This is a genomic window from Pseudomonas sp. 10S4, assembly GCF_034344865.1.
Taxonomy (GTDB): Bacteria; Pseudomonadota; Gammaproteobacteria; order Pseudomonadales; family Pseudomonadaceae; genus Aquipseudomonas.
In genome coordinates, this window is sequence record NZ_CP133774.1 from 4,437,411 (window position 1) to 4,449,035 (window position 11,625).

Annotated in this window: 10 protein-coding genes; 3 read left to right on the forward strand and 7 right to left on the reverse strand. The window is 61.6% G+C overall.

Features of this window, described 5'->3' with window-relative positions; all coding sequences use genetic code 11:
* The first annotated feature begins 42 nt into the window (after positions 1 to 42).
* From RHM58_RS20845 to RHM58_RS20855, 3 genes are all read left to right on the forward strand, one after another.
* Entirely contained in the window at positions 43 to 939 is an 897-nt protein-coding gene (locus RHM58_RS20845) for a LysR family transcriptional regulator (RefSeq protein WP_322268042.1), read from the forward strand.
* A 158-nt stretch (positions 940 to 1,097) separates the two neighbouring features.
* Positions 1,098 to 2,525: a sigma-54-dependent transcriptional regulator gene (locus tag RHM58_RS20850; protein ID WP_322268044.1), complete on the forward strand. Its 1,428-nt coding sequence runs from the start codon at positions 1,098 to 1,100 to the stop codon at positions 2,523 to 2,525.
* 210 nt (positions 2,526 to 2,735) lie between these two features.
* Entirely contained in the window at positions 2,736 to 3,542 is an 807-nt protein-coding gene (locus RHM58_RS20855; RefSeq protein ID WP_322268045.1) for a class I SAM-dependent methyltransferase, read from the forward strand.
* Positions 3,543 to 3,698: 156 nt separating this feature from the next.
* On the opposite strand, the gene RHM58_RS20860 is transcribed toward RHM58_RS20855, so the two are convergent.
* The 7 genes from RHM58_RS20860 to RHM58_RS20890 form a co-directional block, all read right to left on the reverse strand.
* Positions 3,699 to 4,397: an N-acetyltransferase gene (locus RHM58_RS20860; RefSeq protein WP_201256127.1), complete on the reverse strand. Its 699-nt coding sequence runs from the start codon at positions 4,395 to 4,397 to the stop codon at positions 3,699 to 3,701.
* Between the two features lie 114 nt (positions 4,398 to 4,511).
* Positions 4,512 to 5,303: a ChbG/HpnK family deacetylase gene (locus tag RHM58_RS20865; RefSeq protein ID WP_322268046.1), complete on the reverse strand. Its 792-nt coding sequence runs from the start codon at positions 5,301 to 5,303 to the stop codon at positions 4,512 to 4,514.
* Positions 5,275 to 6,480, reverse strand: a complete 1,206-nt coding sequence (locus tag RHM58_RS20870) for a GNAT family N-acetyltransferase (protein WP_322268047.1) — start codon at positions 6,478 to 6,480, stop codon at positions 5,275 to 5,277. Before RHM58_RS20870 ends, RHM58_RS20865 begins: the two co-directional genes overlap by 29 nt.
* A 4-nt stretch (positions 6,481 to 6,484) precedes the next feature.
* Positions 6,485 to 7,174 (reverse strand): N-acetyltransferase, encoded by a 690-nt coding sequence (locus tag RHM58_RS20875; RefSeq protein WP_201202422.1) that lies wholly within the window; start codon positions 7,172 to 7,174, stop codon positions 6,485 to 6,487.
* Between the two features lie 228 nt (positions 7,175 to 7,402).
* Complete coding sequence (locus tag RHM58_RS20880; RefSeq protein ID WP_201202424.1) at positions 7,403 to 9,322, reverse strand: hypothetical protein; 1,920 nt, start codon at positions 9,320 to 9,322, stop codon at positions 7,403 to 7,405.
* Positions 9,319 to 10,623, reverse strand: coding sequence for a lipopolysaccharide biosynthesis protein (locus RHM58_RS20885; RefSeq protein WP_322268048.1), 1,305 nt, complete (start codon positions 10,621 to 10,623; stop codon positions 9,319 to 9,321). Before RHM58_RS20885 ends, RHM58_RS20880 begins: the two co-directional genes overlap by 4 nt.
* Positions 10,620 to 11,621 carry a polysaccharide deacetylase family protein gene (locus RHM58_RS20890; protein ID WP_322268049.1) on the reverse strand — a complete coding sequence of 334 codons (1,002 nt, stop codon included), beginning with the start codon at positions 11,619 to 11,621 and terminating at the stop codon, positions 10,620 to 10,622. The genes RHM58_RS20885 and RHM58_RS20890 overlap by 4 nt, the downstream gene beginning before the upstream one ends.
* Between the last annotated feature and the right edge of the window lie 4 nt (positions 11,622 to 11,625).

Consider the following 11,625-nt stretch of genomic DNA (forward strand, 5'->3'; position numbering starts at 1 on the left):
AAAGCGGCTATAAAGTGTTTGACTGTCAACCAGGACGTGACAATGAACCCGTTCGAAGATATGCGTATTTTTTGCCAGGTGATGGACTCCGGCAGCTTCACCGCCGCAGCCGATCAACTGGGCCTGTCCAAGCAATTCGTCAGCCGCCGATTGATGCAACTGGAGGAGCGCTTGGGCGTTCGCCTGCTCAATCGCTCGACCCGACGGCTGGATGTCACGCCACTGGGCCAGAGTTATTACGAATCAGCGTTACGCCTGCTCAGCGAAGTCGAGCAAGTGGAGCAGGGCATCGCCGGCCAGACCACCGAGCCCCGCGGCACCATTCGGCTGAGCGCGCCGTTGTCGTTTGCATTGGCGCATCTGGGCTGTCTGCTGCCAGCGTTTTTGCAGCGCTATCGCGACGTCACCGTGGAGGTGGACTTGAGCGATCGGCCGGTGGATTTGCTCGGTGAGGGTTACGACCTGGCACTGCGCATCGGCGTGCTGGAAGACTCGACCCTGATTGCCCGGCGCATCGCCTCGATTCAGCGGGTTTACTGCGCCAGCCCGGCTTACTTGGCCGAACACGGCACGCCGGCCAAACCCGAAGACCTGCTCAACCATGACTGCCTGCCGTATGGCCACGGTCGTCAGGTGCAATGGCGGTTTGAAGGGAAGGGCAAGCCGCTGACGGTCAACGTCACCGGGCGGATGCGGGTTAACAATGGTGAGCTGCTCAAGGATGCGGCGATTGCCGGGATGGGAATTACCTATCTGCCGACGTTCATTGTCGGCGCGGCGCTGAAGGATGGACGACTGGTCCCGGTGCTGGAGGATTTTCGGCCGCAGCCGCTGGCGTTGTCGGCGGTGTACCCGCAGCATCGCCAAGGGTCGCGGCCGGTGCAGGCGTTTATCGAGTTCTTGCGTGAGCGGTTGGATCAGCGTGAGGAAGGGTTATAGAACGTTGACCTGCACGGTAGCGGCTAAATAGCATCATTGGCCCGTCAATCACGATCATTGCGACCTACACTCCCCTCCAAGGCGCGGTCGTATTGACCCGTCAGAAGCAGCAAGGAATCTGCGTTTGTCTCAACGGCAAAGTGACAACGGGAGGGGATATGGGGCACAGCATACTGCTGGTCGAGGATGACGAAATCCTCGCCGAGAACATTCAGACTTACCTGGAGCGCAACGACTTCGAGGTAACGGTCTGCCACTCGGCCGAGGACGCACTGGAGCAACTGGGTGCCTTTGTCCCGGACGTGGTGCTGACCGACAACGCGCTGCCGGGCATGAGCGGTCACGATCTGATCCAGAAGCTGCGCATCAGCGCGCCGGATCTGAAGGTGATCATGATGACCGGTTACGGCAACGTTGAAGACGCCGTGATGGCGATGGAAGAGGGCGCGTTCCATTACGTCACCAAACCGGTGGCCCTGCCCGTGCTCAAGTTGCTGCTGGACAAGGCCCAGGCCACCGACCGGATGGAGCGCATGCTGTCGTTCTACCAGGAACGCGAGGCGCAGAAGTCCGGAGTGCAGGCGTTGATCGGCGAATCGGCGGCGATGCATTCCCTGAAAAACACCATCGGCCAGATGCTCGACACCGAGCGCCGCAAGGCCAACACCGAGCTGCCGCCAGTATTGGTGGAAGGTGAAAGCGGCGCCGGCAAGGAACTGGTGGCCCGGGCGCTGCACTTCGACGGCCCGCGCGCCAAGGGTCCGTTTATCGAATTCAACTGCGCTTCGATTCCGTCCAACCTGGTGGAGTCAGAACTGTTCGGCCACGAGAAGGGCGCCTTCGCCGACGCCAGGGACCGTCGGGTCGGGCTGGTGGAAGCCGCCGACGGCGGGACGCTGTTTCTTGATGACGTCGGCGAGATGGATCTGTTGCTGCAGGCCAAACTGCTGAAACTGCTGGAAGACCGGACTATTTGCCGGGTCGGTTCGGTGAAGGAACGCAAAGTTGATGTGCGGGTGATCAGCGCGACCCAATGCAACCTTGAGCAAATGGTCCAGCAGGGCAAGTTTCGCCGCGACCTGTTCTTCCGTTTGCGGATCATCTCGATCAAGGTGCCGCGCCTGCACGCCCGAGGGCAAGACGTGCTGCTGCTGGCCCGGCACTTCCTGGCCATCCACGGCAAACGCTATGGCAAACCGCGCTTGTGCTTCAGCGTCCAGGCCGAAGAGTTGCTGCTCAGCTACACCTGGCCAGGCAACGTGCGCGAGTTGCGCAACATGCTGGAGCAAACCGTGTTGCTGACCCAGAGCGACACCATTGCAGCCCACCAATTGAACATCTGCTTGAACCTGATGGATGAGCCGCTGATGTTGCCGGAGCCGCCGTACAGCGAACCTCGGCCCACCCGCAATGGCGCCGAGTCGATGAACCTGCCGCAAGTGGAGCGCGACAGGATGCGCAAGATGCTCGACAAGACCGACTGGAACGTCACCAAGTCTGCGCGTCTGCTGGGCCTGAGCCGCGACATGCTGCGTTACCGGATTGAAAAGCTCGGTCTTGAGCGCCCGGACAAGCGTCAGTGGTAGAAGCACCGGTTGGCTGAGTGTCGTTCGTCAGAGAGCAACGATGGGCGGGCGGCGCTAAACCCTGTCTGGCCCCCAGGCTGACGCTCAAGGCATTCGCTGATGTCGTGCGCGTTGTCCGGATTACAAGATCCCTACAATGACCCAATGTGGTTTTTCCAAGGGCTGATCTAGACTCGTGCCGGTCAATAAAAACGCGATCTGGAGTACGCAATGGACCTGCCGACAAAACAACAGGCTATCGCCAGCAACCGCGATGCCTGGAATGACTCTGCCAGGCACCACAAAGACAATCCCGACTGGCAGACGCTGTTTGATGCAGTTAGTCAGCGGGATTTTTGCTGCATCGATGACACCCTGCGCGGTGTGCTGGAGCAGGTCGGTGTTGACGGCAAGGACGTGGTGCAACTGGGCTGTAACAACGGCCGTGAAAGTCTTTCGCTGTTCGCGTTGGGCGCCCGCAGCGTGGTGGGGATCGATCAGTCTGCCGCTTTTCTTGAGCAGGCCCGGGAATTGGCGAGCCGTTCGCCTCATGACGCTGAGTTCATCGAAGCGGACATCCATCATTTGCCTGTCGAGCTTCAGAGGCGTTTCGATGTGGCGCTGATCACCATTGGTGTCTTGAACTGGATGCCGGACATCGCCGAATTCTTCCGGCACGTCGCGCAAACCCTCAGGCCCGGCGGCGCGTTGGTGATCTACGAAACCCACCCATTCCTGGAAATGCTCGACCCCGAGGCCGCCGACCCATATCGTCTCGACAGCTCCTACTTTCGCAGCGAGCCGTTCGTGCAACATCAGCCGATCGTCTACGAAGGCAAAGTCGAACAGTCGGCAGCGCCGTCCTACTGGTTCGTCCATACCCTCGGCGCGATCTTCACCGGCGCCATCGACGCCGGATTGCAAATCAGCCACTTCAAGGAATACCCGCACTCCAACCGCGAAGAGCTGTATGACCGGTATGAACGGCAGGTGGCGCAGTTGCCGTTGTGTTTTACGTGGGTGGCGGTGAAACGCTGATTCTTCGAACCGTAGAATGCGTTGCCTCGACTGACGCCATCGCGAGCAGGCTCGCTCCCACATTGGATCTCCCTGTGACGAAGATCCCCTGTGGGAGCGAGCCTGCTCGCGAACGCGGCCTGGCAGCCAACCCGATTTTGCAGGCGAACTCGGTTTTCAAGCCTGCGCCGTCGCCTCCGCCGCTACTGGCCGTTCCGGTTTGCGCAACGCGTCGAGGCGTGAGCCTTGGTAGCGGGTTTCGCGGTAGAAGCGCCAGCGGCCGCCGAACAGGCCATAGACATGGGTGACCCGGCCTTGCTCCTGGTAGCCCATGCGGATGTGCAGTTTCATGGCCGGGATATTGCGGGTGTCACAGACGTCCACCACCTTGTTGCAGCCCTGGGCCTGCATCGCTTCCCAAAGGTTGACCTGCACATCCACCGACAGACTGGTGCCGAAGTAGGGGCGGGCCATTTCACCGCCGAACTCGAAGAACTCACCGGGTTTGACCGGGAACCAGCAGCCGAAGTAGTGGCGGTCGTGGTAATCCCGCATGCTGCCCCAGATGAAGGCGACGGCGTTGCCTTCTTCGTCCAGGTGCATGTGCCCGGTGTGGCCCTCGGTGGCGAGTTCGGCCATGGTCCCGACGCGATCACCGAAGTATTTGCCGAAGGCCGTGGCGTTGTCCGCGGTAATGGTTACCTGACGCAAGCCGGAATAGGGTCGCAATTTGTGCGGCGGTACCGGGCTGACCAGATCGCGTTCCATCCACAACAGTTCCCAATGGAAGAACACGTAGCGCTTCCAGAATGCCTTGAAGAGGCTGCCCAGGCCTTTTTGTCTGATTCGTTCGCGAAGCTTGCCGATAACGCTCATAAGCCCTCCATGGCGAAAGCCAAGGTGTGGTGGGTGACGCTTTTGATGGGTATGGATCAAGGCTGCACATTCAAGTCAAAGCGCCGGTCTTGAATAGGTTGCAACCTATGTAATTCATTCGAGTGCAGCAGCCCCCGTCTGGAAATCCCTGCTCACAACGGCATACGACACCCGCTCGACACCCGCAAGGCGCAGCTCTAAAACCTGCGTCAACGACTCGTCGGGATTCAGATACGCGTCACCAAAGTCGGCCCCGAGCTGGGTTGGATGGGCGACGATCTCCAGCAGCCCGTCGGTCGGCACAGGGGCGTTTCGAAGGTCTACCGGGGTGCAAACATAGTCCGCCGTGGCCCCGGCCAGGTTGAATAAACGCCGATTGAGCAATCCCTTGAACACCCGTTTGGGCAGGCTCAGGTTTTGCCCCAGGTTGCGCGCCAACCGTACGGCCACCCCTTGTCGGGCGGCGAACCGCGCGACGATTTCGCCGATGGGCCAGATGTTGTGCACATGTTGGTGAGAGTCGATATGGCTGGGCCGCACGCCATTGTCCAGGCAACGTTGCCATTGGGCCTCGAGCTCATCCATCACCGCTTCGCGGTCCAGTCGATTGAGCCACAGGCTGTGGCGAGGAAGGTTGAGGTCGAACTCGCCCTGGCGGTCGCAAAACGTCGAACGTCCGAGAATGCCCTGGCTCAGCGGCCGGCCATAAGTCAGGTTAAAGTGCAGGCCGATCCGGTCCTTGAGCAACGGGTGTTGGGCCATGACGCAGGCGGCTTCAAACGCCGGCATGTTGGCCATGGCGGTGGCGGAGCTGATGACCCCAGCCTGAAACGCACCGAGGATCACCGCGTTTTCGCACGGGCTAAGGCCGAAATCGTCAGCGTTGACTATGACTTGGCGAGGCATGTTCGCCCTCCGTAGTTTTTTCCGTAGTCGCCGGGGGCTGGGCCGCTGGCGTGGTGACCGTGACGACCGCCGCTGCGCGTTTCGCCCGCCATGTTTGCACGGCCGGTTTGAGCCGTTGCCAGACGCGCAGCGCCAAGCCCAACGCGAGACCACTGAGACGCCAGGAATAGAAACTCCAGCGCCAGTGTTCCAGTTGCCCGGTCATGCGCTCGTGGAGTTGATGGCTGGAGTTTTCCAGACTGACCCGCGAGGCATCGATCCAGCGCCAGTTGTCGTCCAGGCCCCAACGAATCCACTCTTCGAGCAGCACCCGGCCGCTGCCCAGGTCGGCGTATTGCGGCAGGAACGCCAGGTTGTAGTCGTACAGCCGACCCTGTTCCAGCAAGCCGAGGCGATAGCTGATGCAGCGCCCATCCAACTCCAGCACCACCACCCGTACCAAGTCGCAAGCGGCGAGGGCGGTGAAGGCGCGTTCCATCCATTGTCGGTGACGTTCGTCGGCAAAGATGCCGACGCCTTCATCACCTTTCCAGCTCACCGCTTCGACTTCACTGATGGCCTGCAACAGCGGGCCCATGGTCGAGGCGTCCGGGGTGATGCGCCGCACCTGGGCACCACACGCGGCGATGCGTTTGCGCGCGCGGCGCAGTTTGTAACGCGGATCGCCCGAGACTTCCTGGCGATCCGCCTCGCTGATCAGGTGCACCGGCACCTTGCAACTCAGGCGCCGTTCACCGGTAGAACTGTGGGCCATCCAGACCGTCAGGGCACTTTCTTCACCCGTGGGTTCGGACAGCTCGTTAAGTTGCATCAGCGCGTGGGGTACGCGACGACGGATCACAATCAGTGCCTTGCGGATGCTCTCGGCGTCAAGGCAGGCGAGCAGCGCCAGGCGATCGGTCAGCGGATAACCGAGGTGATGCAACACCCGAAACGGCAGTCCGCCGAAGCGTTCGCGCAACGCCACCAACGGCAGGCACAGCGCCAGTTCATCACCCTGCCAGCCGAGCAGCACGTGCAGACGCTGCCCGTCACTGATCGCCTGTTCCGCGGCGCACAACCAGGCCAGGGTGTTGAACGGCGTGTGGTCCGTCACTCGCAGGCGCAGCGCTTCGTAAGCCGCTACCGGAAAGTCCGGCGTGCAAAGCGAAGTGCGCCATTCGAATCGCGTTGCCATAAGATCAAGTCACCGTGGCTGCAACAGGTGGACGCGACGGTTTGCGCAAGGCATCCAGGCGCGAGCCGCTGTAACGGGTTTCACGGTAGACGCGCCAGCGGCCGAACAGCTCGTAGACGTTCATGATGCGTCCTTGCTCTTGATAACCCATGCGGATGTGCAGCTTGAGCGCTGGAATATTGTGGAACTCGCAGACATCCACCACCTTGTTGCAACCCTGGGCCTGCATGGCTTTCCACAGTTCCAGTTGCAGGTCCACCGAGAGCGTAGTGCCCCAATAGGCGCGGGTCAGCTCGCCGCCGAACTCGAAGAATTCGCCAGCCTTCACCGGGAACCAGCAGCCGTAGTAGTGCTTGTCGTGATAGTTGCGCGCCGCGCCCCAGATAAAGGCCACCGCGTCCCCTTGGTCATCCAGGTGCATGTGACCGGTGTAACCCTCACGGGCCAGTTCCGCCATGGTTTCGACGCGGTCGCCGAAGTACCGCGCGAAGGCGCTGGCGTTATCGGGTGTGATGGTGACGACCCGCAGCGGCGGATAAGGCCTGAGGGCGTGTGGCGGGACCGGGCTGACCAGGTCACGCTCCATCCACAGCAGTTCTTCGTGGAAAAATGCGTAGTGTTTCCAAAGGCTCTTGAGGGTGGAGCGCAGGCCTTTTTGTTGGATGCGTTCTCTGAGTTTCTTAAAAGCACTCATTGGATAGTCTCCTGAGTTTCGGCTTGGCGAAGACCTGTGGTGAGGGGGCTTGTCGGAATGCCGCACCACCCCGTTCGGCTGCGCAGCAGTCGTAAACCATTGCATTCGATGTATCTGATACATCGAGGTTGCAGGTTTTGGGGCCGCTTCGCAGCCCAACGGGGCAAGCCCCCTCGCCACAAATTTGGTGTTCGCCGCACCTCTCTCTTAACGGATCGGAATTGGGGGTCATGAAGCGCGCCAGCTCAACGCAAACAGGGTTTGCCCTGGCAGCTCGAAGCTGACGCGACCGTCCTGGCAGCGGTAGGGCGCGTCGCGGCTGCGGTTGTCGGCGCCGAAATAACGCAATGAGCCTTTGTTCAGCGGGCACGCCGCGCCGCTCAGGTCCACACGCTGCAAGCGCGTGCCTTTGTTGACGCCCAGCAGGCTGCGTTGCAGGTCGGCGGCCATGGCGAGCACGTCGACTTCGAACGCGTCGTTTTCCAGGCCCATCACGCTGCCCAGCCAATGCTCCTGAATAAACTGCTGGGCCAGGCCCACGGGTTTGAGTTCGAAATGGTCGTCGCCGAGTACCCGCAACATGCCCTTGGGGTAGTTCGGCTCATCGGCGGCCTGGAACCAGTTGAGCATTTCCAGCAAACCGTCCTGGGACGAATTGATCACCACCGACGCCCACCACAACGCGGCGTAATGGGTTTCCTGATCGTAAGGGCTCAGGCTTGAGCCGCTGGACATGTTGGTCTGGTCCAGCAGCAATGCCTTGCGCGGCCGGCCTTGAGCATCGAGGCCCACCAACTCTGCGGCGCGGCGCACGCTGTCACGGTAGACCCGCGTGGCGAGCAGGTCGCGGATCATCCATTCGTGCCAGGCCAGTGCATCAACCTTGTCCCCTGATTCCGCCAGCAGACGGCGGGCCCAATCGATGCCGCGCTTGTCCGCGGCGTTGTCGGCAAACGGGCCGTTGACCAGCCGTGCACTGGCCGGCATGGCGATGCGGATGCCGGCGCGGGCATTGGCCGGATTGCTGCGAACCTGCCGGGCCATGCTGTTGAAGATGGATTGGTAGTTGGCGTAGCTCGGATAGTTGAGGTTCGGCTCGTCGGCGAAGCCGATGTAATGAGTGCCGTTGCCGCCGAGGGCGCGGGTGCTGGCGAGCCACGCGTCGAGGCCGCTGTTGCTCAGGGTATCGGCCCGCAAATCGGCCTGGCGCTGGCTGCCGGCTAATAGCGTGATGTCCTGGGTGATGCCGAAGCGATCCTGGTAGACCTGGCGGAACGCATCTTCGTAGTGCGGATTTTTCGCGGTGATGTCGACGAAGCTGTAGTAACTGGCGGCTTTCGCCTTGAGCGCATCGAGCAGCGCATAACTGGAGGCCGGTGGCATCACGTAGGGCAGGGCGACGCCGAGGTTCGGGGTCTTGCCGAGAATTTCCTTGTGCAGGGTCAACCGGGTCTGGCCGTCGTCTTCGCGCAGGGGCTTGAGCTGCTGCGGATTTTGCGCGAACAGGTTGGCCGTGCCGTCGAGCCAGAACGCCGCTTTGCCGCTGCCTTGCAAACGCAGGCGCCAGATTTGTTCGGTCTGGGCCACCGGCAATGCGACCTGATCGAATTGCCAATAGGCCCGATAGGGTTTGAGCGCCAGTGACAGTTGTTGGCCGTCGCTTACCCGCTGGGCTTGCAGGGCGCCGACGCCCCCGTGGAACTTACCGGCGAGTACCGCGTGTTCTCCCGGGGCTACTTTGAAATACAACTCATCGCCGTCATGGGTTTCGGCACTGAAATGCACCTTGGCCGGTTCGAACAAAGCCACCGTGTGTTCATCGTGTTCGACCTTGTAGCGGCGAAAACTGTAGCCCGGAATTTCCAGTCGATAACTGGCGGCGCCTGGCGCCAATGGCCAGCTCTGGGTGCCGCGCGCTTCACTGGCGGCGATCAGGCGTTCGCCCTCAAGTTTGCCTTGGCCATCGATCAGGTAAATGTGTTCTTCGTTGGCATCTGCCTGCCACGCCGGGACCCAGCGCACGGTCACGGTGTCGGGGCGATCCGCTTGCAGGTACAGGCTGCCGTCGCGAATGTCCGTCCAGCGCATCGACGCCGCTTGAGCATCGAGCGCGAAGCCCAACCCCAACAGCAGCGCCAGGCGTTTCATATCGACTTCCGTTGCAGCATGTGCAGCATGGGCGCGACGTCGCTGGGCAGGATGATCAGGGTTTGCCAGACCGGCACGCCGCTCAAGCGGCAATACATCGCGAGCAACGCAATGGTCACTGCAAGGTAGGCGATGGACGAAGCCGCTGCGGCGCCGACGATGCCGTAAGCCGGAATCATCACCAGGTTCAGCGCCAGGTTCAGCAGCGCACCCAAGCCCATCAGCAGCGACACCGTGCCGGGACGATTCTTGCCGAGTAAATCCAGGCGCAGGATGCTCGCGTAGCACAACCCCAACAGCCCGGGCAGCAGGGCGAGCAGGGCCGGATACGCCGGTTGGTAGGCGATGCCGAACAGCGTGACGATCAGCCATTCACCAATGACGGCCATGGTCAGGCACGCACCGAGCATCACCGTGGCGGTCAGGCGCAGGGCCAGCGGGGTCACTTTGTCCATGCCTTCGTCTTGTTGCAGCAGGCGTTTCATCAGTGGCGTGGTGACTGCTTCCGGGACGATCAGCAGCAACTCGGCGGCAGCACTGGCCATCGCGTATTGACCCAGCGCGGTGCTGCCGAGCAGGGCGCCGATGAACAGGTAATCGGAACGCAAAATCACTTGCTGGAACAACAGATCGGGATGGCTGCGGGCGCTGTAGCGCAGCAATTCGTTCTGGCCGGCGCGGTCCCATTGCAGCTTCAGTGGTTGATCGCGCTTGAGCCAGACCCAACCGGCCAACACCACCAGGCTGAGACCCGCCAGCCAACTGATCAGCGCCGCTTCGAGGGCGGCGGTTTTCCACATCCAGAACAACGCCAGAAACAGCAGCAACGGCGCCAGGGATTCCACCAGCCGCAAGGCATTGAACGCGACCACGCCGCCCGAGGCGTTGTGCAAGGTCAGCAAGCCACTCTTGAGTACGGTCAGCGGCACCGCCAGCAGCAGCAGCCAAGCGAGCAAACCCAGTTGTGTGGTGATGTCCAGTTCACTGCCAAATTCCCGGGTCAATGCGACCACCAACAGGGTCAACAGCGCCGCGAGTAAACAGCCGAACACCAGCACTTGGCTCAGCAGCAAGCCCATCGGCCGTTGCTTGGCCGCCTGATAGCCCACCGCCGAATTCAAGCCGCCACTGGTGGCGGCGCTGATCAGGTCGGGCAGGGTGCTGAGCAGCGCAAACAAGCCACGTTCACTTGGCCCGAGAATCCGCGCCAGCAACACGTTGCGCAGCAAGCGCAGGCCAATCATCGCCAGTTTGGTGCCCATGCTCAGGGCCAGGTGCTTGAGGTAGTGGCTGCGGCTCATGGCCGGGCGCCTCGGTAGATGCGCCAGGACAGCAATTCCGGCTTGCGCGCCGCGCGCTGGCTGACGCCAAAACGTGGCAAGGCCAAGGGCTCGCCGTCGCCGCGATAAATCCCGGTGCCGGTGCCCAGCGCAAACGCGAAGTCGTGGTCGGCCACGTGTTGGCGAACCCGCGCGTCGTGGTCGCCGTTGGGGTAGCAATAGACTGGCAGCGGCCGATTGCAGCCGTTCAACAGCGCATCGCGGCTGCGACTGAGTTCTTCATCAAGGCGTTGATCGTCGAGGCCGGTGAGGATCGCATGACTCGCCCCGTGAGGACCGAAGCGCACCAGCCCGGTGGCTTCCAGCGAGCGCACTTGCTGCCAGTCCAGGGCCTGGGGCAATGATTCTTCCGGGCATTCGTCGGTCAGTCGACTTAACTCGCCCGGCGACAGGGTTTTAAGGCTTTGCAGGTAACGCAACAACGCCAGGCTGCGGCGTTGAACATCCAGGTCATCCATCAACACCGGTAGCGGTCGGCCGATCTGTTGCAGGCACTCGATCAAGTGGCGCCGGGCTTTTGCGCCATGGCTATCCCAGAGGGTTTCACCGATGCTCTCCCACCAGAAGCGCTGGCGGCTGCCGATGAAATCGGTGGACAGGAAAATGCTCGCCGGCACTTGATATTTTTGCAGCAGCGGGAAGGCATTCACGGCGTTATCGCGCCAGCCGTCATCAAAGGTCAGCGTCACTTTCGGCCGGTCCGAGCGCTGGGTGCCGGGTTGCAGGATGTCCATCAGCGGCACGCAGTCGAAGTGCTTTTTCAGCCAGATCAGCAAGTGCTCGAACGCGTTTGGCCCGACGCACAATTCATTGCGGTGGGGCAGGTCAGCGGCGCGGTCGTTGGCCAGCACCCGGTGCAGCATCAGGATCACCCCGGCGCCGTGCAGTTGACTGCGCCCCACTGATGAATTGAGGTACAGCCAGCCACTGGTGCGTTTTAATAATTGTTTGATCGCCATGGCA